The organism is Ruegeria sp. AB6 (genome assembly GCF_056542685.1).
The window spans coordinates 30,188-52,242 of sequence record NZ_JBQGAD010000009.1; the positions used below are offsets into that span (position 1 = coordinate 30,188).

23 protein-coding genes, 1 tRNA gene and 1 pseudogene are annotated in these 22,055 nt (G+C 55.7%); 11 read left to right on the forward strand and 14 right to left on the reverse strand.

The annotated features are described in order from the left end of the window. The first annotated feature begins 79 nt into the window (after positions 1-79). Positions 80-883, forward strand: coding sequence for an undecaprenyl-diphosphate phosphatase (locus ACR0DB_RS16925; RefSeq protein ID WP_480552175.1), 804 nt, complete (start codon positions 80-82; stop codon positions 881-883). Here ACR0DB_RS16925 and ACR0DB_RS16930 read toward each other — a convergent pair whose 3' ends face one another. Continuing rightward, positions 884-1,867, reverse strand: a complete 984-nt coding sequence (locus ACR0DB_RS16930) for a complex I NDUFA9 subunit family protein (RefSeq protein ID WP_480552176.1) — start codon at positions 1,865-1,867, stop codon at positions 884-886. A 199-nt stretch (positions 1,868-2,066) separates the two neighbouring features. Here ACR0DB_RS16930 and ACR0DB_RS16935 point away from each other — a divergent pair. Continuing rightward, positions 2,067-2,153 (forward strand) — tRNA-Leu (locus tag ACR0DB_RS16935). Positions 2,154-2,294: 141 nt separating this feature from the next. Here ACR0DB_RS16935 and ACR0DB_RS16940 read toward each other — a convergent pair. Both ACR0DB_RS16940 and ACR0DB_RS16945 read right to left on the reverse strand, forming a co-directional pair. Next, entirely contained in the window at positions 2,295-2,549 is a 255-nt protein-coding gene (locus tag ACR0DB_RS16940; protein ID WP_170555522.1) for a hypothetical protein, read from the reverse strand. A gap of 143 nt (positions 2,550-2,692) precedes the next feature. Further along, positions 2,693-3,592 (reverse strand): LysR family transcriptional regulator, encoded by a 900-nt coding sequence (locus ACR0DB_RS16945; RefSeq protein ID WP_480552177.1) that lies wholly within the window; start codon positions 3,590-3,592, stop codon positions 2,693-2,695. A gap of 96 nt (positions 3,593-3,688) precedes the next feature. Here ACR0DB_RS16945 and ACR0DB_RS16950 point away from each other — a divergent pair, with 96 nt between their 5' ends. Together ACR0DB_RS16950 and ACR0DB_RS16955 are read left to right on the forward strand one after the other, a co-directional pair. Beyond that, positions 3,689-4,336 carry a class I SAM-dependent methyltransferase gene (locus ACR0DB_RS16950; RefSeq protein ID WP_480552178.1) on the forward strand — a complete coding sequence of 216 codons (648 nt, stop codon included), beginning with the start codon at positions 3,689-3,691 and terminating at the stop codon, positions 4,334-4,336. 66 nt (positions 4,337-4,402) lie between these two features. Next, positions 4,403-4,876 (forward strand): GNAT family N-acetyltransferase, encoded by a 474-nt coding sequence (locus ACR0DB_RS16955; protein ID WP_480552179.1) that lies wholly within the window; start codon positions 4,403-4,405, stop codon positions 4,874-4,876. Here the strand turns inward: ACR0DB_RS16955 and ACR0DB_RS16960 are convergent. After that, complete coding sequence (locus ACR0DB_RS16960; RefSeq protein WP_170774059.1) at positions 4,843-5,850, reverse strand: AraC family transcriptional regulator; 1,008 nt, start codon at positions 5,848-5,850, stop codon at positions 4,843-4,845. The two genes, ACR0DB_RS16955 and ACR0DB_RS16960, sit on opposite strands and share 34 nt — an antisense overlap. 137 nt (positions 5,851-5,987) lie before the next feature. Between ACR0DB_RS16960 and ACR0DB_RS16965 the strand changes: the two genes are divergently transcribed. Beyond that, positions 5,988-6,815: an NmrA family NAD(P)-binding protein gene (locus tag ACR0DB_RS16965; RefSeq protein ID WP_171127093.1), complete on the forward strand. Its 828-nt coding sequence runs from the start codon at positions 5,988-5,990 to the stop codon at positions 6,813-6,815. A gap of 28 nt (positions 6,816-6,843) precedes the next feature. After that, the gene (locus tag ACR0DB_RS16970) at positions 6,844-7,248 is read left to right on the forward strand and encodes a DUF4345 domain-containing protein (protein ID WP_171127094.1); all 405 of its coding nucleotides are present in this window, start codon (positions 6,844-6,846) and stop codon (positions 7,246-7,248) included. Between the two features lie 150 nt (positions 7,249-7,398). Here the strand turns inward: ACR0DB_RS16970 and ACR0DB_RS16975 are convergent, their stop codons facing one another. The 4 genes from ACR0DB_RS16975 to ACR0DB_RS16990 form a co-directional block, all read right to left on the reverse strand. Then, on the reverse strand, positions 7,399-8,061 hold the full coding sequence (locus tag ACR0DB_RS16975; protein WP_170555527.1) for a nucleoside/nucleotide kinase family protein: 663 nt from the start codon (positions 8,059-8,061) through the stop codon (positions 7,399-7,401). Next, positions 8,058-8,840: an ATP-binding cassette domain-containing protein gene (locus tag ACR0DB_RS16980; RefSeq protein WP_170412879.1), complete on the reverse strand. Its 783-nt coding sequence runs from the start codon at positions 8,838-8,840 to the stop codon at positions 8,058-8,060. The genes ACR0DB_RS16975 and ACR0DB_RS16980 overlap by 4 nt, the downstream gene beginning before the upstream one ends. Then, positions 8,840-9,910, reverse strand: a complete 1,071-nt coding sequence (locus ACR0DB_RS16985; RefSeq protein ID WP_170412876.1) for an ABC transporter permease — start codon at positions 9,908-9,910, stop codon at positions 8,840-8,842. The genes ACR0DB_RS16980 and ACR0DB_RS16985 overlap by 1 nt, the downstream gene beginning before the upstream one ends. A 116-nt stretch (positions 9,911-10,026) precedes the next feature. After that, positions 10,027-11,046, reverse strand: coding sequence for a sugar ABC transporter substrate-binding protein (locus tag ACR0DB_RS16990; RefSeq protein ID WP_170413026.1), 1,020 nt, complete (start codon positions 11,044-11,046; stop codon positions 10,027-10,029). A gap of 187 nt (positions 11,047-11,233) precedes the next feature. Here ACR0DB_RS16990 and ACR0DB_RS16995 point away from each other — a divergent pair, with 187 nt between their 5' ends. Beyond that, positions 11,234-12,433, forward strand: a complete 1,200-nt coding sequence (locus tag ACR0DB_RS16995; RefSeq protein WP_170412873.1) for an ROK family transcriptional regulator — start codon at positions 11,234-11,236, stop codon at positions 12,431-12,433. Between the two features lie 466 nt (positions 12,434-12,899). On the opposite strand, the gene ACR0DB_RS17000 is transcribed toward ACR0DB_RS16995, so the two are convergent. From ACR0DB_RS17000 to ACR0DB_RS17010, 3 genes and pseudogenes are all read right to left on the reverse strand, one after another. Beyond that, positions 12,900-13,265 (reverse strand): hypothetical protein, encoded by a 366-nt coding sequence (locus tag ACR0DB_RS17000; RefSeq protein ID WP_480552287.1) that lies wholly within the window; start codon positions 13,263-13,265, stop codon positions 12,900-12,902. A 35-nt stretch (positions 13,266-13,300) separates the two neighbouring features. Further along, a pseudogene (locus tag ACR0DB_RS17005) lies at positions 13,301-13,447 on the reverse strand (helix-turn-helix transcriptional regulator); the annotation flags it as partial. Positions 13,448-13,912: 465 nt separating this feature from the next. Continuing rightward, on the reverse strand, positions 13,913-15,076 hold the full coding sequence (locus tag ACR0DB_RS17010; RefSeq protein WP_480552180.1) for a tyrosine-type recombinase/integrase: 1,164 nt from the start codon (positions 15,074-15,076) through the stop codon (positions 13,913-13,915). Here ACR0DB_RS17010 and ACR0DB_RS17015 point away from each other — a divergent pair. Beyond that, on the forward strand, positions 15,059-16,540 hold the full coding sequence (locus ACR0DB_RS17015) for a DUF4139 domain-containing protein (RefSeq protein ID WP_480552181.1): 1,482 nt from the start codon (positions 15,059-15,061) through the stop codon (positions 16,538-16,540). The genes ACR0DB_RS17010 and ACR0DB_RS17015 overlap by 18 nt on opposite strands. A gap of 62 nt (positions 16,541-16,602) precedes the next feature. On the opposite strand, the gene ACR0DB_RS17020 is transcribed toward ACR0DB_RS17015, so the two are convergent. Then, a complete protein-coding gene (locus ACR0DB_RS17020; protein WP_170771492.1) occupies positions 16,603-17,253 on the reverse strand; it encodes a carbonic anhydrase in 651 nt (216 codons plus the stop codon). A gap of 144 nt (positions 17,254-17,397) precedes the next feature. On the opposite strand from ACR0DB_RS17020, the gene ACR0DB_RS17025 reads away from it, so the two are divergent. The 3 genes from ACR0DB_RS17025 to ACR0DB_RS17035 all read left to right on the forward strand — a co-directional run bounded on the left by ACR0DB_RS17025 (position 17,398) and on the right by ACR0DB_RS17035 (position 19,967). Then, the gene (locus ACR0DB_RS17025; RefSeq protein WP_480552284.1) at positions 17,398-17,787 is read left to right on the forward strand and encodes a hypothetical protein; all 390 of its coding nucleotides are present in this window, start codon (positions 17,398-17,400) and stop codon (positions 17,785-17,787) included. Between the two features lie 63 nt (positions 17,788-17,850). Next, positions 17,851-19,233, forward strand: a complete 1,383-nt coding sequence (locus tag ACR0DB_RS17030; RefSeq protein ID WP_480552182.1) for a leucyl aminopeptidase family protein — start codon at positions 17,851-17,853, stop codon at positions 19,231-19,233. Continuing rightward, a complete protein-coding gene (locus ACR0DB_RS17035; RefSeq protein WP_480552183.1) occupies positions 19,230-19,967 on the forward strand; it encodes a C40 family peptidase in 738 nt (245 codons plus the stop codon). The genes ACR0DB_RS17030 and ACR0DB_RS17035 overlap by 4 nt, the downstream gene beginning before the upstream one ends. Here ACR0DB_RS17035 and ACR0DB_RS17040 read toward each other — a convergent pair. Both ACR0DB_RS17040 and ACR0DB_RS17045 read right to left on the reverse strand, forming a co-directional pair. Then, positions 19,964-20,314 carry a DUF2794 domain-containing protein gene (locus ACR0DB_RS17040; protein ID WP_480552184.1) on the reverse strand — a complete coding sequence of 117 codons (351 nt, stop codon included), beginning with the start codon at positions 20,312-20,314 and terminating at the stop codon, positions 19,964-19,966. The genes ACR0DB_RS17035 and ACR0DB_RS17040 overlap by 4 nt on opposite strands. A 72-nt stretch (positions 20,315-20,386) precedes the next feature. Continuing rightward, entirely contained in the window at positions 20,387-22,054 is a 1,668-nt protein-coding gene (locus ACR0DB_RS17045) for an ABC transporter permease (RefSeq protein WP_480552185.1), read from the reverse strand. Between the last annotated feature and the right edge of the window lies 1 nt (position 22,055).

The following is a 22,055-nucleotide window of genomic DNA, read 5'->3' on the forward strand; positions in this document are numbered from 1 at the left end:
ATAAGTGTCCTTTCCTTTTCAACGCAGCACTTATACCCATGAATCGCATAAAACACGTGGCAATGGCACGGGCAGGTTCATGAGTCTTTTTCAGCTGATTCTTGTGGCAATCATTCAGGGCGTCACCGAATTCCTGCCGATCTCATCCTCGGGCCACCTGATTCTTCTGCCCAGCCTGACCGGCCTGCAAGATCAGGGTTTGGCCATAGACGTAGCGGTTCATGTGGGAACTTTGGGTGCCGTGGTCCTGTATTTCTGGCCCGACGTAAAGTCCGCAGCGGCGGGGCTGCCCCGCGCGCTGCGCGGTAAAACGGACACTGAACAAGCGCGACTGGCCTTGGGGCTGATCGTTTCGACCATCCCGACCGTAATCCTTGGGGCGGTCCTGTTTCAAAGCGGACTCAGCCAATCCCTGCGCTCGATGGCGGTAATCGGATGGACCATGCTGGGCTTTGGGCTGTTGCTTTATTGGATGGATCAGAAAGGCCCGCAAACAAAAGAAGCCAAGGACTGGGGACTGAAAGATGCAGCCATCATGGGGCTGTGGCAGATGCTGGCGCTGATCCCCGGCACGTCGCGGTCCGGCATCACAATCACCGGCGCACGGCATCTTGGGTATACGCGGGAAGAGGGCGCACGGATCGCTATGCTGATGTCGATCCCGACGATCCTGGCCTCGGGCATCCTGCTGTCGGTCGATGTGATCAAAGAGGCCGACCTGCGGCTGGCCATCGACGGCGCCATCGCCGCCCTTTTTGCCTTTGCCGCCGCCTTGCTGGCGCTATCCCTGATGATGCGCCTGCTGCGCAGTGTCAGCTTTACGCCTTACGTGATCTACCGCGTTTGTCTGGGCGTGATCCTGCTGATCATCGCCTACAGCTAATCAGGTGCGCAGATTGTTGGCCGATCTCTGGATCTCGTCATACTGACCCGAGGGGCGGAACTTCCACAGATAGTCCGGAAGAACCGATTCCAGCGTGGCGGGTTCAATCCCCAGATCGGCAAAACCTTTGACCCCATCCGAGACCACATTGTCGCGCCGAAGGTTCTTTAGCTGATCGCGGGTCAGGATGTTGTTGGGGAACAATTGGAAACTGACGAACTTCACAATATCCAGAACGCCGGCCATTATCCGGGCCACAAAAAACGGCATCCCCAGAATGATGCGGCGGCGATGGATCACATCAAGCATCTGCTGCATGAGCGCGCGGAAAGATTTCACCTCGGGCCCGCCCAGCTCATAAATGCCAGCCTTGGCTTGTCCCAAAACGCCCTGCACAGCGGCTTTGGCTACATCATCCACATACACAGGCTGGAATTTCGTCTCAGCGCCCACCAGCGGCAGGAATGGCCCCATGCGGGTCATCCCGGCAAAGCGGTTGAAGAACTGATCCTCGGTCCCGAAAATGACCGAGGGGCGCAAGATCACGGCACCGGGCATATGTTCCAGTACGCCGGCTTCACCCTGCGCCTTGGTTTGCGCGTATTCGCTGTCCGAGTCCGCATCCGCGCCGATAGCCGAGATATGGACCATCGTCGCGATCCCCTGCTTGGCCGCAATCCGCGCGATCCGTTCGGCACCTTCGGCCTGCACGGCATCAAATGCGTTCTTGCCCAGCTCGTTCAGCACACCCACGCAGTTCACCACCGCATCCGCGCCCTGCATCGCTGCAGTGACCGAGGCATCGTCGCGGATGTTGCACAGAATAGGTTCGACCTGCCCGACCACGCCATAGGGTTTGACAAACATCGCCTCGTTCGGACGGCGCACCGCCACCCGAACACGCCACCCTTCGCCTGCCATGCGCCGCGCGACATACCGGCCGACAAACCCAGATCCGCCATAAATCGTGACCAGTTTTGACATAGAAGGGCTCCTGTTTTTAGGTCCAGATCCGATCTACCGCCCAAAAGGTCGCGGAACAAGGCGCAATAACGCCGCGTGCAAGGGAAAAACCCCACCATTCTCAGGGGTGTTCCGAATGCGGTCAAAAAACTTTCAAAAAACTTCCCGAATCCGGTTGACGCCCCTCGCCAGTGGGCTTAAACGCCCCTCCACGACACCTGCCCAGGTGGCGGAATTGGTAGACGCGCTAGCTTCAGGTGCTAGTGTCCGTATGGACGTGGAGGTTCGAGTCCTCTCCTGGGCACCACTTTTTCCCAAATAATTTCATATAATCAATCCACTGGGATATTTTGACTCCCCCAGTCCCCCAAATAGTCCCCCATTTGATTTGTGATGGATGAGCCGCTCGAAACTAAAGAATCTAATGCATCGGATGTCTCGGATTTTTTCAGTCCAACGTGAAGTTGACTATAAGGCGGTCGGTACCCACCTCATCACCATCCTGTTTCCGCGGCAAAGCTTTGGCATGCCCAAATGGAATGAGAAACATCGCAATCTTGATAGCCTTGTCATGATTGCCCTTATCAACCGCGCCTTTCAGCTGCCCAAACAAGTATTGCATCGGTTCAACGTAGTTTCGACGCGATGCTAAATCTTCGTACCGTTTCATACGGTTACGCTTCAGTTTGTTCTGCTTTGACATGCTAGGATTATAGCTAGCTAACGCATATTAGGAAAGAAGCGACATTCGTTCTGCCCGCAAAGCAGACCTTCGCGCTAAATGCAGCGAAGGTCTGCACTGAGCCCGAAGCAGACTCCGGTTCACGACACCGGGCCAACGCACGTTCAATAATTTGTCCGCGAGCCGAGATGGTCTGCAAGCTGATCAAAAACCAACCTGATCCTTCGCGCTGTTTGTAGCTCAGAGTGTGTGGCCAACCAGATAGGAAATTTGAATGGTTCGCGTTCGGGCAGAACACGCTCCACACCGGGTGTAAGGGCCGCCACATCGTCTGACATAACACTAATGCCGAAGCCTTGGCGCACAAGCTCCCATGACACTATCCCGCTCTGCGATCCAATCCGAAAATTCTTGCGGGTTACTTCGATGTCAGCCGGATTGAGAAATCCAATCATCGTGTCAACATCGCCAAAGCCGACGAAATCCAACTTAGCAAGTTCGTCTTCATTTCGTGGTCGCCCAACCTGTTCGAGGTATGAAGGGGCAGCGTAAAAATGTGCCGTCGCTTCTGCCACGAGCTTTGCAATCAGATCCGGCTGTGTCGGGCGCACATGCCGAATTGCGATATCTGCCTCGCGCCGCTGTATGTCTCGTATGTCATTTGCTGCGACAACGTCGATCTCAAGCCGCGGTGCCGCGAGCCTGATCTGTTTGAGAATAGGCGGTAGCTGATAGGCTGACATCACGTCGGACGCAGTGATCCTGACTTGCCCTTCAACTGCTTGTGACTGGCTTGTTGCGGTCAGAGAAATTCTGTTAGCGACATTTGCCATTTCACTGACATGCACCAAAAGCTCAGCACCGGCTGTTGTCAGACTAAGCGACTTGCCAACCCTTTCAAACAAGGTGACGCCAAGCGCCTGTTCCAGCGCGGCGACCTGACGACCGACGGTTGGCTGGGTCTGCTCAAGCACGCGCGCCGCGGCGGAAAACGAGCCTTCTTCTGCTGTTGCAAGAAAGGACCGAGCCTGGTTCCAATCGAAATTGATAGCCTTCCAATTCATGCATTAATGCATAACAGTTCTGCAATATCTGGCAATTTAATAAATCGGCGTTTTAAGATATTGGCTGCGGTGACAACAAAGGAAAAGAGAAACGATATGGCTGCATTGTCCAAAGATGCCGCATTTTGGAGCAAGATTTCGCGCAAATATGCGGCTGATCCTATCCGAAATATGGAAGGGTATCTGAACACGCTCGAACGTACAAAGTCCTACCTGAAAGCCGAAGACAGCGTGCTGGAAATCGGGTGTGGGACGGGGTCAACCGCGTTGCTACTGGCACCACATGTGGCTCAAGTCACTGCCTCCGATCTCGCACCGGGGATGATCGAAATCGCCAACGAAAAACTCGCTGAAGAAGAGCTGGAGAATGTAACGTTCAAAGTGGCCGAGGTTCTGCAGCACGATCCTAACGACGGTTCTTACGACGCTGTCCTCGCACATAATCTACTGCACCTTGTGCCCGATATGGGCCATGCACTCGAACACATTGCGACCCTTACAAAACCCAGTGGGGTATTCATTTCCAAGACCGTTTGCGCTCCAGAGAGTGGAGGGCTCAAATATGGCATAATCAGCCGAATAGCGATCCCGATTATGCAGGTGCTCGGGAAAGCTCCGTTCGTAAAATTTGTATCCGTAGCTGAACTCCAGCTCGCCATTGAACTTGCGGGCTTCGATATCGTCGAGACAGCGGATCAAGCCGGGTTATTGCCGAGCCGGTACATTGTCGCGAGAAAGCTGTAAAAAAGTATTCGCGCCAAAATTACGGTGCATGCAAGGGACAGCTCGGGCCATCAAATGAGAATAATGATGAAAGATGGGATTTCATTTGCACGCCTTTCGGAAATCGATCCGAATGACATTGCGGTTCATATGTCCGATCCCCGGGTAGCAGAGCATATGCCGCTTTTGACGTTCAAATGGAATGTTGACGTCGCAAGAGAGTTTATCGCCAAGAAGGAAGGCTACTGGGCACGGGACGGCCTTGGACATTGGGCGTTTTTGTCAGGCGGTCGGTTTGTTGGTTGGGGGGGCTTTCAAAAAGAAGGTGACGAATGGGATTTTGGGTTGGTTTTGCGGCCCGATGCCCTTGGACTTGGGAAACGGATTTCCAAAATGGCAATCGATTTTGCGATCGCTGACAAACGTATCCCCTTTGTCACGTTTCTGTTGCCACCAAGTCGAAAAAATCTGGGTGCGCTCCGGAAACTCGGCGCCAAACACATCGGCGAGATCGAATACGAAGAGGCTCAGTTTCTCAAGTTTCGCCTGGATACGGAGTGAACTCCGTTCTTCCTGATTTTTCCCGGTGGTGCGCCATACACCCGTTTGAAGGCCTTGTTGAACGCAGGCTCTGACAAGTATCCGATGTCAGCGGCAATCTGCGAGATTGGTTGATCCGTGTACACCAACCTTTCGCTGGCCAGGTGCATACGCCACGTTGCAAGATACTGGATTGCTGGAATGCCTACCAACTCAGTAAACCGCGCCGCGAAAGCGGATCTGGACATACCAGCAACCTCCGCGAGAGACCCGACTGTCCAAGCCACAGCAGGCGTTCGGTGAATTGCGACTATCGTGCGCCCGATCTGCGGATCTCGCGCAGCTTTTAACCAGCCTCGATCCGCATCGGGTGCGCTGTTCAACCAACGACGAATGGCCTCAATGACAACCACATCGGCCAGTCGCGTGATCACGGTTTCGCCGCCCGGTCTCAATTCCCGCGCCTCTTTCGCGATGAATTGCAAAGTTGCCTGTAGCCAGCTTCCGGCATCCTCTTCCCACGGGTCGATTTTGAGTACATCCGGAAGCAAACCCATCAACATATCACTGGCGGCGTGATCGATCCGGACGAGGCCATACATGATGCCCGTCTCCGCTCCACCACCACCGTACTCCAGTGTTTCATAGAGTTCGGTCACCTTGCGAATGGGCAACTCTTCCAGCGTCAAAAGCGGCGCGTCTTCTGAGCTAAAGAAACCGACCGGTGCTCCGTTGGTCATCAAGACCAGATCGCCTTTTTCGACCTCGAATGGGTCATCGTCACCGACCCTCATCAAGCACCGCCCGTGTGTGATGACCGCAAAGCTCAGTACGCTGGGAAACCCTGGGATGGATACGCCCCATGGTGCTGTCATGCGAGACTGGCAATAGAATGTGCCAGTGAGTTTCAGAAGATGAAGGATTTCCCCCAGCGGATCGCCGATCGGCTTTGCCAGCGCATCTGGGTCAGGGACATGTGGTTCAACCTTGTTCATGTCGCGACTTTGGCTGAAATTTGGCTCTTCGTCTATCCATTTAGGACGATTGGATAAGAATACTGGATTCTGAAGAATAGAACATCTCTATTGATTGCCTAATTTCGGGCCATCAACTGAACTCATGGAGATGACCAATGATACAGCAAACCATTCTCGTACTTGGCGCAACAGGCAAAACGGGATCGCGGATCGCGACACGTCTGGAAGAAAAAGGCCAGACAGTCCGGCGCGCATCGCGGAACAGTGAAACGCCATTTGACTGGGAACAACCGCAGACCTGGCCCGCAATTCTGGAAGGCGTCTCGTCTGCCTATATTTCTTACTTTCCTGACATCGCTTTTCCAGGCGCGGTTGAGCAAGTCGAAGCCTTCACAGCATTGGCTCGTGAAAAGGGATTACGGCGTTTTGTGCTGCTAACCGGGCGTGGCGAGTTTCATGCGGAACGAGCGGAAGCAGTCGTACGCAATTCCGGAGTTCCGTTCACTATCGTTCGTGCAGCATGGTTTGCACAAAACTTCTCTGAAGGGGCATTGCTTGGTCCGGTCATGGCAGGTGTCTTGCCGATGCCCGCCGGTGATGTACGCGAACCAATCATCGACGTGGACGACATCGCCGATGTTGCCGTAGCTGCTTTGACAGAAGAAGGACACGACGGCGAACTGTACGAGGTCACGGGACCACGCCTCATGACGTTTGCTGACATTGCCGCAGAGCTTTCGCGTGCCATGGGACGGACTGTGCAATACCTGCCAATTTCATTCGAAGACTTCCACGCGGAAATTGCCCATGCGAATGGCGAGATGATTGCTGATGTGATTACGGACATCGCGCGTGAAACGCTCGACGGGCGCAATGCGAACCTCGCGGACGGGGTCCAGCGTGCGCTTGGACGCGCGCCACGCGACTTCGCCGACTTCGCAAACAAAGCTGAAATGTCTGGCGCGTGGACCAAAGCCGCTTAAGCCAGGCCAAAGGACATTGGAGACAAACATGAAACTTGAACTTAGAGGCAGACTTATCTTGGGCATGTCCGGATTAACTGCATTCGCCATAGGTCTGGCCATCACTCTGGACCCACAGTCTTTCTACGCCAACTACGGCATCGTACTCTCGCCGCAGCCAAACCTGATGAGTGAGTTGCGCGCACCTGCTGCCAATCTCGCGGTACTTGGCCTGATCATTTTGTGCGGAGCATTTTACAAAAAGTTGGTCCAGGCCTCAGCCTTGCTTGGGGCTACGGTTTTCTCAGCTTTCGCCGTGGGCAGGACGATCAGTTTCGTCCTCGATGGTTGGCCATCCGAAAACATTCTTGCCGCATTTGCGATAGAGGTTTTGCTTGCGGTGTTGTGTTTGTGGGTTGTCGGTGGAAATGCGAAATCTGCAGCGCCGGCCTGAGACGGCTTTGTCCGCAAAACAGTCATTTGGCGAATTTCACTGAATGACCGCTTTGCGGACAAACCGCTGCTCCCATCGTCTAACCCAAAGTCGTCAGCCAGACTAAAGCGGACAATCGCTCAGAGGCGCTGCACCAATGGCCGGCTGAAACTAGCGCATCCTGAGTTCAGTGTAATTCTGTTTCAAGGTAAGATCGGCTTTCCGGCTCTCAAGAATGACATGTTCAGCATTGGGCAGGTCGTTGGCTTTAACGCGTTGCAACGCGGTATTCGTGTCAAAACCATATTTGATCCAGCGATGCTGAAGCCTGTTTTCGAGTTCTTCCATAGTTGGGCTGACAAAAACCGTTGCGGCATAGACGTCCGCCAGCGTTCTCCACGGGTCGCGATCTATAAGAAGGTAATTCCCCTCAACAACAACAGTCGGAGTGTCAGGGTGAACCGTAATCGCGTTGGCAATGGCTAAATCCATTTGGCGGTCAAATATGGGGTGAAAGGACTCAAGTTGCGAGGATTTCAACCCTTTGATTGCATTGCAAAAACCAATTGCGTTGAAGGTTTCTGGTGCGCCTTTTCTCGCCAACAAACCTCGCGCTTCAAGTATACGATTGTCCAAATGGTAGCCATCCATAGGCACCAGCGTGGCTAATGGAAACGCCGAGCTCTGTTGTGCGTTCAGCGATTGCACAACGGTCTCTGCCAAGGTCGACTTTCCGGACGCAGGAGGTCCTGCGATTGCGACAATCGTCCGAACCCCAACCTGCCTCCGAGAGGAGATCAGGTCGCACACGCGCGCTGCATCTTGCTCGATCACGCAGCGTCTTCTTTTGGTGGTTCTTTGGCGCCTGTCATAAACGCTACGGCATCGGACATCGTGTAATCCTTGGGATCAATTGTGCAGAGCCTTTTGCCAAGCCGGTGCACATGGATTCGGTCAGCTACTTCGAAGACATGTGGCATGTTGTGGCTGATCAGGATGATAGGAATGCCACGTGCGCGTACGTCTTGTATGAGTTCAAGCACCTTGCGGCTCTCTTTCACGCCCAAAGCTGCTGTGGGTTCGTCCATGATGATGAACTTGGTCGCAAAGGCGGCTGCGCGCGCAACGGCAACGCCTTGGCGCTGGCCACCAGACAGTGTTTCAACCGCCTGATTAATCGACTGTACGGTCATCAGCCCAAGCTCAGTAAGCTTTTCACGAGCAAAATTCTCCATAGCTGGCCGGTCTAGCTGACGCATGTACTTGCCCATGAAACCTTGTTTGCGTATCTCGCGCCCCATGAACATGTTGTCCGCAATTGAAAGGGCAGGAGACATGGCAAGCTGCTGATAAACGATTTCGATACCCATATTTCGGGCGTCTATTGGAGAGGTAAAGTTTACCTTCTTTCCTTCGATCAGAATCTCACCCTCATCTGGGATTGTGGCACCGCATATCGCCTTAACGATAGACGATTTGCCAGCGCCGTTGTCCCCGATAACTGCAAGGATTTCTCCTTTCAGCAGTTCAAAGTCGGAATGGTCAATAGCGGTAACGTGGCCATAGCGCTTTACGATACCACGCCCTTGGACGACTGGAGTTGCGTCTGACATTAGCCTGATACCTTTCTAATCCACTGGTCAACTGCGACCGCTGCGATGATGAGAAGACCGATGAGTAGAAAGGTCCACTGCGCGTCCGCGCCGAGCAACCTCAGCCCAAGTGTGAATACGCCAACGATCAAAGCACCGAACAGTGACCCCAGAATGGAGCCTCGCCCGCCGAACAGAGAGATGCCTCCGATCACAACAGCAGTGATACTTTCAATGTTGGCCAATTGGCCGGACGTTGGCGAGACTGATCCGATGCGCCCAATCAGAGCCCAGCCCGCGAAGGCACAGATCAGGCCAGACAACATATAGACGGACATAAGCGTTCGATGGACGTTGACACCTGATAGTTCGGCGGCCTCAGGATCATCACCCACGGCATAGACATGCCTTCCCCAAGCTGTGTGTTTTAGCGCGTAGGCCAATACGAAGATAAGGGCGAGCATGAAGATGACGCCAACAGTAAAGGTCGCTCCACCGATGCTGAATTTGGTTCCAAAAAACTGCAGGAAAGGTGCGTTCGCTTCGATATCCTGGCTGCGGATTGTCTCGTTTGCGGAGTACAGGAAGTTGGTTGCGAGAACGATCTGCCACATTCCCAGCGTGACAATGAACGGGGGCAATTTAACGCGGCTTACAAGCCAACCGTTCAGCGCACCGATCATGGTTCCTACTGCAAGCCCGCACACAACAGCAATTGGTACTGGAATGCCGTACCGGAACGTGAATTGCCCCATAATGACTGATGAAAACACCATGATCGCGCCGACGCTTAGGTCGATGCCAGCGGTGAGAATGACCAAGCTTTGCGCTGCGGCAACGATACCTACAATCTGAACCTGCTGGAGGATCAATGTCATTGCAAAGGGTGAAAAGAATTTTGAACCCAGAGCCAGGCCGAAAATCACGATTGCACCGACCAGCACGATAAGCGGGACAAAGGACGGGTTCACGTGGAGAAGGTGCTGTAACTTCCCTAGCACGCCGCGCCGATGATCTTCAAATTCCGCCACCGTTTCCGTTTTATTTGCGGCGGTTTCAAATCCCTGAGCGCCTCGGTTTGCTTCAGACATATCTCCCCCTTTTCGCGACTAGCATTGCGCCCACGAGATCAGTGTACAGGAAGTTTCGGTTTGCTGGTGAAAGGAATGATGGGGCGCGTGTGCGCGCCTCATCAATTAAGTCTGCGTTAGCCCCAGCAGAGTTCCAAACCTTCGGCGACTGAAATTGATTCCACGCCATCAACAGGCTGGTCCGTGATGAGCGCTACACCGGTATCGTAGAAGTCTTTGCCCGGTGTATTTTCAGGCTTAACGCCCTCTTCGGCCCATTTCTTTACAGCCTCAACACCAAGCGAAGCCATCAACAGTGGGTATTGCTGGCTTGTCGCACCGATTACACCGGCCTGTACATTTTGCACGCCGGGGCAGCCGCCATCGACCGAGACGATCAGCACATCGTTTTCGCGCCCAATTGACTTCAAGGCTTCATACGCACCTGCTGCTGCCGGCTCGTTGATTGTGTGAACCACATTGATCGTCGAGTCTTTTGCCAGAAGGTTCTCCATGGCGCGGCGCCCGCCTTCTTCGTTGCCGTCGGTCACGTCACTGCCAACCAGTCGGGCATCGGTCTCATCGCCGATAACATTTGGATCCGCTAGGTCCACTCCGAAACCGTCAAGGAAGCCCTGATTACGTAGAACATCCACTGTTGGCTGACTAACGTTCAAGTCCAGCGTCGCGATTTTGGCGTCCGCTGCCGCGTCACCCATTTTTGCCTTTGCCCATTGGCCAATTAACAGGCCTGCCTTGTAGTTATCCGTGGCAAATGTTGCGTCGGCAGAGTCAATCGGGCTCAGCGGTGTGTCCAAAGCAATTACCAGCAGGCCGGCGTCCCGCGCCTGCTGAACCGCAGGGACAATCGAGCTGGTGTCAGACGCCGTCAGCAAAATTCCCTTTGCTCCATCAAGGATGCACGTTTCAATGGCCTGAACCTGAGTTTCGTGGTCGCCGTCGATCTTGCCCGCGAAGGCCTTTAGAGTCATGCCAAGCTCTTCAGCTTTGGCTGTGGCGCCTTCTTTCATCTTTACAAAGAATGGATTGGTGTCAGTCTTCGTGATCAGGCAAACCGTCTCCCCGGCCGCTTGAACAGATGCAGCAGCGAGTGTGAGTACAGTCGCTGATGCAGCAAGCTTGAGTAGATTTCTCATGTTGTCCTCCCAGAAAGTTGTTTTTGTCCCGCGTGGCATGACAGCGAGACCCACCTCCATCCTCCAATGCAGGTTGCGTTCAAGCAAACCGCGATTCTAGCCTTCATGTCAATAAATAAATAAAGTTTATTTATTAATTTGCTTCGGCATCTTTTCATAAGAAAACAAGGGGTTTATGTTCAGGCTTATGGAAAGAGAAGCGCTAAAAACACTGACTGGCGGGGTAAGTCAAAGCGGGGTTCGCGATCACAACGAACGTTTGATTTTGACGGTTTTACAAAGGCATGGCCCTGCTGCGGGTGCCGAAGTCGCGCGACTAACGGGCCTGTCCCCTCAGACTGTCTCAATTATTCTTCGTAAGCTGGAAAAGGACGAGATTCTCAAACGCGGAACCCCTTTGCGAGGAAAAGTAGGTAAGCCCTCAGTCCCTATGGAGCTCAACCCGGAAGGCATCCTTTCAGTTGGGATGAAGATCGGGCGGCGCAGCGCCGATCTGCTTTTGATCGACTTTATGGGCAACCCGCGCCACCAACTTTCCACGACATACGATTATCCGTTGCCAGAGGTCATTTTTGGGTTTCTGGAGTCTGGCCTGCAAACACTTCTCTCTCGCGAACCTCAACGTCTTCGCGACCGAGTATGCGGTATCGGGATCGGCACCCCGTTCGAGCTTTGGAAATGGCATGATCTGTCCGGGCTCGCCGCCAAGAAATTCAGGTCATGGAAAAACGTGAATTTCTTCTCCGAGGTCGCCAAGTTCAGCGACTTGCCGGTTTTTGTGGTTAACGACGCAACGGCAGCCTGTCACGCGGAGCACCTTTATGGCCGCGGGGCTGAGTATCGTGATTACTTCTATTTTTTCATCGGCTCGATGATCGGCGGTGGCGTCGCATTGAACGGCACCGTATTCGAGGGCAACCAAGGCAATGCCGGTGCGCTAGGCGCTATGCGGACTACGGGCCCATTGGGTGAAAGCCAGCAACTGATCGACACAGCTTCGCTGTTCCTGCTCGAGGACAGATTGATCGAAGCAGGTGTAGATCCTGAAATTCTCTGGAAGAAGCCTCAGGATTGGAATAGCATCTCTCGCTATGTCGAACCATGGATCGGCACGACGGCTCAGGAATTGGCCAAGGCCGCACTGTCAATTTGCGCGGTCATCGACTTTGAGGCGATTTTCATCGACGGTGCATTCCCACCTGAAGTGCGGGAAGAGTTGGTCTCACGTGTTCGCCGATACCTAATCAACCAAGACAAACGCGGTTTAATTCCTCCAGTTGTAGAAGCCGCAGCGGTCGGGGAAAACGCCCGAGGCATTGGTGCGGCGAGCAGCCCAATTTTCCGCCAGTTTCTATTGAATACTAATGCTGGGCTTTCTGGGATGTAGTCTCAACTCATTGGCGGCAAACTTCCTAGGTAGGACGGAACCGCGACTCCTGCTCAAGGTGGCTGCCTTAGAACGGCCCATTTTCGGGCTGTTGCAGTGCCGTAAGGCAAATAGCAACTGAGGACTGCTTTGCGCCTGCTGCTGAGCATTCCAATTTCACCTAACTGCGCATAGCAAAAATCCATACGAAGCGTAGCTTCGGTAGAGAAGGGCTCAGAGCGTTGATTGAAGCCATTTTCGCGAACGTCCTTTTCTCTGCTTAAACCCGCCGTTCGCCCGCCATTTCGCACAACTTATGACAGCGAGAGCGCGAGCCCGAGGGCTTTGCCCGGGCTCGCGCTCTCGCCCCTGTTGCAATGGTTCAAGCAACGCGCGAGATGCGAGTTTATCTATAGGGACCTCGCGCCAAACCTCGCGCCCGCGAGAAACCGCGATCTCGCGCGTTTCTCGCGTATCTCGCTCACGTTTAAACAAGCCAAATCCAATCTCTGTTTGTTCCTACGCGACCCGCAGTCTGCAGTGCATCTATCATCCGGGTAATTTCTCGTTTTTGGTCGCGATCGCGCGATGCTTTGGAGATGCCCAACTTCGAAGCGTACGCAATGAGCTCCTCCTGGTTAACAATCCGGTGCATTTCCGGTTCGGGCCATTCTTCGCCTCCGGGATTCCAGCTGCCATGCTCATCGATGTAGAGCGAAAGAGCCTCAATGAGATTTTGCTGTTTGTCGGGCAGTTGTACCGCCGCGTCAGCAGTTTCATGCGGTGAGTTGGGCATCGGCTCGATATAGCATGACGTGACATGCTCCCCGTCGCTGTCGAGACCCAGCGCCACCTGCTGGAGTTGGCCTTCAAACTTTCCACTGCAGTTTGAATATCGCTTTCTGGCCAGCGGGCCGCATATCCAAGTTTGACGGGTTTTGGCAGCAATCCGGCCTTGGCATGTCGCCAGATTGTAGCTTTGGACAAGCCAAGGCGCTCGGCAACTTCGCGGTCAGTTAAAAGTCGATCGGTCATTCAATACCCCGTTTCATTTGACGTTACGGGGTAAGAATGCGTGAGCCCATGGCTTCAAGTCACGGTCAATAAAAGGCTGAATAAATGTCCGCTTCTGCTAGAGGCCATCGGTGTCTTCTTTCGAAATCCTATCTCGCAGGCGTTCCAACACTTCGTCTAGCTCAGCTTGCTTCTTTCGCGATCGTTCCCTTTGCCTACGCTCGGTGCGCTCACTGACTTTGAGCCCGTTCGGAGTAAAAGAACCTTTGGGCCTGCCCCGAGGTTTCCGCAACTCTTTTGGGGTGTCTGCCTTTAGACTTAACACGGCAATGTAGAGCGCGGTTTGCGCTTCAACCTTTGCGCCAATATCCGATAGTTGCTCTAATAGTAGGAGAGCCGCTGAAATGTCCGTCCGAGCCAATTCGCGCAGCTCTCCGTCGTGTCTCATTTTCCATGCGCCAAGCTGCGGATTACAATTTTTACTGTTCATCCCCGCACCCCATTGATCGACACAACATCGGCCTCGCCTTGGCCTGTTACGTGATCAGCCCACGCCGCCATTAAAACGCGACGCTTCTCAATCAGGTCGGATCGCTGATACGCCCGCTCCACCGCATTGCCGACAACGTGACCAAGTGCTGTTTCAGCGACTTCGTACGGCTGGCCGGTTTCCTCGGCCCACGTTCGCAAACTCGATCTGAACCCGTGCGGGCGGGCTGCCATGTCCCGGTCACGCATGAGTTTGCTCATCGTCATATCGCTGATCGGTTTTCCGCGCTGCCCCGGAAACAACACTTCACTACCGTGACGCAGAGCATCCTCTACGACCATCACAGCCTCGTCGGTCAGTGGTACTCGAAAATCTCCCGTCGCACCTTTGCGACTCTTCACAAGCTCGGCGGGGATCGTCCAGATGCGCGCGCCTAGATCGATTTGATCCGGTCTTGCGTGGCGGATCGGGGCAGATCGCACTCCGGTGAGGATCAACATGCGTAACGCGAGCTCAGTGGCACCCTGACCCAGCGATGCATAGAAACCCGGCACCTCTTGCCACGGCAGAGCCGGAATGCTCTTCGCTTTATGCCGTTGTTTGCCGAGAAGAGCGCGGGCCTTGTCCACCGCCTGTAAATCCACATTTAGGCCCAAAGCGGCTGCATGCTTCAAAACGAGATTCAGGCGGTTCGCAGCTTTGCGAGCCGTCTCCGCCTTTTCATGCCAGATCGGCGCCAGCGTGTCTCGTACAGAGATCTGATCCACCTCAGCGATGGGCATCTTTCCAAGCTTGGGCAAGATATGGATTTCCAACGGCGAGAACCAGCGTCCCGCAGTTCCATCGCCCTTCAGTTCTGCCTTGCGGGCCTCAAAGCAATCCTGTGCCACATCCCGAACAACGTGCAGATTACGGATGGCTTCCAGCTTCTCTGCTTCGCGCTTGGCTATAGGATCGATACCGCGCTTGGTCTGTTGCCTGTACTCGGTCGCCATTTCTCGCGCAGCCTTCAGGGAAACATCGGGGTAGGGACCAAGGCCCATTTCCCTGCGCCTGCCGTGTATCGTGAAACGAAATACCCAAGCAGCCGTGCCATCCTTACGCCGCACAAACCGTAGATCACCCGAACAGGCGCATTCGATGTGCCAGCGGGCCGTCATCGACTGGTTCTGTTGGGCACACCGAAAAGCGACGATGTAGGCTACCAAATCGCGACAATGCAGTTTCGCGCAGATGGATTAAGTCAAACGGCTCTGATCTCACGCTACGCAGACGTGCCTTGGCGAGACTATGTCGGCGAGGCCGTCAAACAGGTAGAAGAACGTATCGAAGACATAGAATCTCGAATCCAAGCGGTCGAGGATCAGGCTGACACCGCCCGATTGAAGGCCCAAGCTGCCGGTCACACGATTGCGTTCCTCACCAATCTGGGGCGTAACGTAGGCTCGGCCGAGTCGGATCCCGAAAACCTGCGCAGCATTGCCCGCATGGTTGGCGACGAAACCCTTGATGCTGAAAACACCGCGCAGGCAGCAGAACTTGAGGCGCGAGAAACTGAAACCCAACTGGCAGAGCTTGAGGCCGATTTGGAAACGGCGCACGCTGATCTGGCCGCGCTTGTGCCGGAAGCGGATGAACGTACCTTTATCGCCGTAGATGTTATTGCCGAAGAAGATACAAACGGAACACTATCGCTGTCATATCTCACTTATGAAACTGCATCATGGCAACCGGCTTATGTCTTTGATCTGAAAACCGGAAATACCCCGAAGGTGCAGATCAAACGCAGCGTCTTTGTGGCTCAAACGACTGGTGAAGACTGGAACGACATCGCCCTGAGCGTTTCCACACTGCAACCCGACGATCAAAGCACTGCGTCTAGGATTCGAACCAAACGCCGCTCTATCCGTGAAAAACCCAAAACGTTGGAAGAACCGGTCGTAGAGGCCCCGGTTGTGGTCGAAGAAACCGCGAGAAGTTGGAACCCGAGCGCCGCGTCAGTCCAAGGAACGGGCACGACCTATACGCTGCCAGTGCCGATCTCGATTTCCAGTGGATACGGGGCCGCCGAACTGGAACTGGATAGCATGTCTCAACCTGCAGAACTTTTTGCCTTGGCCAACCCAAGCAGGGACGACACGGCTTATCGTACTGCGCGTTTCACGAATCCGTATGCACAAAACCTAATCTCCTCGGAATATGCCAGATGGCATGTCGATGGCGTTCTGGTCGCAATCGATGCCAGCCCCGAAATCGGACCTCGTGAAGAGGTGGAATTGGGATTTGGTCCTCTTTATGCTCTGACTTTGAAGCACCAAATCCTGGGACGGCGCAGTGGTGACGTTGGGTTGATATCACGCTCGAACGAAAGAGTTGAACGCGCTCAAATTCACATCGAGAATCTCTCGGACCAAACTTGGCCCCTACGTCTGCTCGAGAGCGTCCCCTTTTCCGAACAGGATGATCTGAATATCACCTGGAGCGCAAATCCCAGCCCTGCCGAAGAAAATGTCGATAACCGGCGGGGAGTTCTGGCGTGGGAAATGGAGTTGGCCCCCGGACAGGCAGAAACCATTCAAATCGAGACAGAACTAAACTGGCCCGAGGGTATGATCCTACGGTGATGCAGTTGCGTAAAAAAGAAGGGCCTGACCGGCCCTTCACATCGCATTGCTCCTATCGAAAATCAAACAACCACGAACTTCTTTTCGTGCGGGTCATAGCATTGCAGCCCGCCCTCTCCGATATCGGTCCACAGACCGTGCAGGCTCAGTGATCCGTCCTCGACTGCTGACGCAATGAACGGAAAGGTCAGCAGGTTTTCAAGTGAGGCAACAACCGCATGCCGCTCGAATTGGCGTGCTTGGTCCGTGCTGTCCTCGATATCGGCCACCAGATCGTATTTCGGCTTGAGGATGTCCATCCAGCGCCCGACAAAACTGTCCTTGGCTTCAAGCTGAGGGGCCTGACCCTTGCACATGTCGATACAGCCCTGAACGCCGCCACATTGCGAATGGCCCAACACGATCAGATGCGCCACTTTCAGCGCGGTCACGGCGTATTCGATGGCGGCGCTGGTGCCGTGGTGATCTCCGTCCGGGGCGTATGGGGGGACGAGGTTGGCGATGTTACGGTGAATGAAGAAATCGCCCTGATCCGCGCCGAACATCGACGTCACGTGCACCCGGCTGTCGCAACACGAAATAACCATCGCGCGCGGGCGCTGACCCTCGGTCGCGAGACGCCGGTACCAGACCTGATTTTCGGAATAGGTGGTGGCTTTCCAGCCGTGATACCGTTTGACCAGATAGCTCGGCAGAGGTTTGGCGCGTTCCATTCTTACGTCCTTAGTCTTGTGTCTGACGAGTGCTGTAACCCAAATTCACCGAAAATTCGAGCCATTATCCCGCAGCACTGCAAGGTTTTGCAAAGGAATTTCACGCCACAGTAGGGCCACACCGTGGGGGTGCAAGGAATTGGGGTGAATGTGGTGGAAAAGATAGTCACGCTTGAACACAAGGAATCCGTCCGCTTGGACCCGGAGCGTCTGAACGGATTGTGCGGACAGTTGGGGGATCAGAATGCATTGGACGTGTTGTGTCGCACGGTCGAGGAACTGGCCGTGCGCCTGTCAAATTGCGAACGCTACTGGCGGCGGCGCGACTGGGTGAGCTTGCGCAAATGCGCGCGTTCTCTGGTGGCGATTTCCGAACAGGTTGGGATGAACGCTTTGGCGCGCGTAGCAGGGGACGTGGCGCATAATGTTGATGTCGGCGATGCCGTGGCCACAGGGGCAACACTGTCACGTCTGATCCGTGTGGGTGAAAAATCGCTGACCGTGATCTGGGACCAGCAGGATCTTTCGGTCTGACGGGGCTTGCGGACGGATCGTGGGTGACTAGGCTGGGCGCAATTCGAACCAGTTGAGATCGCCATGACCCTGTCTTTTGCCCCCGCCTCTGACCCGTCCCTGCCGCTGCATGTGATCGCGCAGTCCGATCTGGAAAGCTGGATTTCGGATCAGCCCGGTTCCGTGGCGACTTGGGTGGAACACAGCGGGTTCACAGCCGGTTTGGGTCAAACGCTATTGATCCCTGATGCAGACGGCGCGCCGTCCATGGCGCTGGCGGGTTACGGCAAACCAGCAGGGCGGGCGCGCAAACGGTTCCCACTGGCCGCAGCGGCCGAAGCGTTGCCCAAAGGCACCTATCGCATTGCCTCGGGCCTGTCGGATGATGTGCTGGAGACCGAGTGCCTAGGATGGTTGCTGACCGGATACAGTTTCGACCGCTATGCTAGTCAATCCGCCGCCAAAGCGCGCCTCGTCGCACCGGATGGCTTGGATGTCGCCCGGTTAGAGGTTCTTGCCAAGGCCGAGGCGTTGATCCGCGATCTGGTCAACACGCCTGCGTCGGATATGGGGCCGGACCAGTTGCAGGCTGCATCTGAGGCGCTGGCGCAGGAATTCGGTGCCTCCTGTTCGGTGATTGCAGGCAATGACCTGTTGGACCAGAATTTTCCCATGATCCACACGGTGGGTCGTGCCGCCGCGCAGGCGCCTCGGCTGATCGAGATGAACTGGGGCGACGCAGGACCGAAACTGACTCTGGTCGGTAAGGGTGTCTGTTTCGATACTGGCGGGTTGAACCTGAAACCCGGTTCCTCAATGGGGTTGATGAAAAAGGATATGGGCGGGGCAGCCAACGTGCTGGGGCTGGCGCGGATGATCATGGCGCTGAACCTGCCGCTGCAACTGCGTGTTCTGATCCCAGCGGTTGAGAATTCGGTGGCTGGGAACGCTTTTCGACCCGGCGATATCCTGACCTCGCGCAAGGGTCTGACGGTCGAGATCAATAATACCGATGCCGAAGGGCGTCTTGTTCTGGCGGACGCGCTGGCGCTGGCGGATGAGGGGAAACCAGACCTTGTTATTTCGATGGCGACGCTGACCGGGGCGGCGCGTGTGGCTGTTGGTGCCGATCTGGCGCCCTTCTACACCGACAGCGACACGGCTGCCGACGCCTTGACCCACGCGGCGCGCGCAGCTGCCGACCCAGTCTGGCGGATGCCCTTCCATGAGCCTTACGAAGGCATGATCGAACCCGGCATCGCCGATCTGGACAACGCCCCTGCGGGTGGATTTGCCGGGTCGATCACTGCCGCCCTGTTCCTGCGCCGTTTTGCGGTCGACAGTCCCTATGTACACTTCGACATCTATTCGTGGCAGCGCAGCAAAGAACCCGGACGCAGCAAGGGCGGGCTGGGTCAAGGCCCACGTGCCCTTTTGACCGCCCTGCCCGAGATGCTGGGCCTATGACCCAACACCGCATCATACAGCCGGTCGTCGATCTGATGCGCAGCCCAGATGGGCCCCGGGATCGGCAACTTTTGTATGGGGATACGGTCGCAGTCACTGATACAGTAGAGGGTTGGAGCCGGATCACATCAGACAAGGACGGTTATCCGGGCTGGGTCCGGTCGGGCCAGCTTGGCCCGGACACCCCCGCAACCCATTGGATTACCGCCCCAGCCACCCATGCTTATACCCAAGCGGATATGAAAAGCCCGGACATCGCGTCACTGAGCTTCGGCGGCAGGATAGCCGCCCGGTCCGAAGTGAACGGGTTTCTGGAAACCGAACTTGGTTTCATTCCCGCCATTCACGCCAAACCCATCGGCGTCACCCTGACCGACCCGGTCGCCGTGGCCGAGCTGTTTCTGGGCACACCGTATCTGTGGGGCGGCAACAGCCGCAGCGGGCTGGATTGCTCGGGCCTTGTGCAGGCCGGATTGCTGGCCTGCGGGATGCCTTGTCCGGGTGATAGCGGAGATCAGGAACGCGCGGTCGGGCAAACTCTGCCAGACGGAACTCCGCCTCAACGCGGTGATTTATTGTTCTGGAAGGGCCATGTTGCGTGGGTCTATGCCGAGGACATGCTTCTGCACGCCAATGCCTTCCACATGGATGTGACCTTTGAGCCGATGGAGCAGGCCATCGCGCGCATCAAGGATCAGGGCGACGGGCCTGTGACCAGCCACAAAAGGCTCTAATCAAGGTCAACCGAACGGATCAGCTTGCGTTCCAGTACCCGCAGCACAGTGCGCAAGTCCTGGCCGCGCTTCAGGATGCGGCCATCCATGCCGATCACCGAATACATCCCCTGTTTCTGCCGCAAACGCGGGTGCTTTTCGACCCGGTATATCGGGTGTTCGGCCGTGCGGCGAAAGATCGAAAACACCGCCATATCGCGGAGGTTGGAAATGCCGTAGTCCCGCCATTCTCCGGCGGCGACCATCCGTCCATAGACGGACAGGATATGGGACATCTCGTGGCGGTTGAAGGCGACGGGCATCTGGGCCGAGTTACCAGAGAACCGGCTGGGAGGCTGCATGTTCATACCCCAAGCCTTGCCGGAAAACGCATCTGAATCAAGCCCACGCAGCGCAAGGTGTGGTAATTTTGAAGCGCCCTAGCGTCTGCGACCCACTTGTCGGCAAATCAGAATGACCGGCAGTAGTCCAACAGCCAGAATGACCAGCGACGGCACCGCAGCCCCCTCAAGCCGTTCGTCCGAGGCCAGCCGATAGGCCTGCACCGCCAGTGTGTCGAAGTTGAACGGGCGCATGATCAGGGTCGCGGGCAGCTCTTTCATCACGTCCACAAACACGATCAGCAGCGCGGTCAGCAGCGATGGTGTCAGAATCGGCAAGTGCACGCGGCGCAACGTGCCCAGCGGGCTTTGCCCCAAGGACCGAGAGGCCGCGTCCATATTGGCGTGGACTGTGCTTTGTCCGCCCTCATAGGCACTTAGCGCAGCGGCCAGGAACCGGACCATGTAGGCCGCAACCAGCAGCCAGATCGAGCCGGTGACAAGCAACCCGGTCGAGATATCGAAAGTCTGCCGCATCCACGCATCCAGAGAATTGTCGAAACTGGCAAAGGGCACGATCAGTCCGACTGCGATAACTCCGCCCGGCACCGCATAGCCCAGCCGCGCCATATACCCTGTGCTAGAGGATACCCGACCAGGCCGAAGCCGTTGAAAGAACCCAACGCAGATCGCAGCAAAAACCGTCACAATCGCAGCCGTCCCTGCCAAAATCAGTGAGTTTTGAATGAACCCGATATAGCGTCGCGACAGCAGGTTTTGTTCCGATTCCATCCCCATCTGAACCAGGATGAACACAGGCAACAGGAACCCCAGCAACACCGGGATGATACACAGCGTGAACGCCGCTGCCGCCTGCCATCCCTTTAATTGGGCCGAGGGCAGCGCGGCGTGGTTTTTGCCCGCCTGATAATATTTCGCTTTGCCGCGTTGCATCCGTTCAGCCACGGCCATGACCAGCGCAAAACCCAGCAGGCACAAAGCCAGTTGCGCGGCGGCAGCGCGGTCTCCGATAGAAAACCAACTCGTGTAAATGCCAGTGGCAAAGGTCTGCACGCCAAAATAGGCGACGGTGCCGAAATCTGCGATGGTCTCCATGATCGCCAGCAACACGCCCCCTGCAATCGCCGGGCGCGCCATTGGCAACGACACGCGCCAGAATGCGCCCCAAGGGCTGTTACCCAGCGCGCGGGCCGCCAGAAAGGCAGTGGCGCTTTGCTGCAAAAAAGCCGCGCGAGCCAGCAGATAGACATACGGGTACAGCACGAGGATCAGCATAACCGCCGCGCCTTCGGTCGAGCGGATCTCGGGGAACCAATAGTCGCGCGGACCCCAGCCGGTCATGTCGCGCAGGGTGGTCTGAACGATACCGGGGTGGTCCAAAATAAACGTATAGGCATAGGCCAGAACATAGGCCGGAAAAGCCAGCGGCAGCACCAGAGCGATTTCCAGAAACCGAACTCCGGGAAAGCGCGTCATCGTTACCAGCCACGCCGCACCGACACCGATGGCAAACGTCCCCATCGCCACCAAAACAACCAGCACCGCAGTGGTCAGCGCATAGCCCGGCAAGACCGTGTCCATCAGGTGCGAGATCGTGTCCGTCCCGCCCGTCACCGCCGCCAGAACAACTGCGAGCATAGGCAGCAGACAGGCCGCCGCCACCAGACAGGCTACGGTCGCCACCAACCGGGTGCCCAACGCGCCGCGATTGCGCGTTCCATGTTCTGAGAATTCGACGTCGGCCATG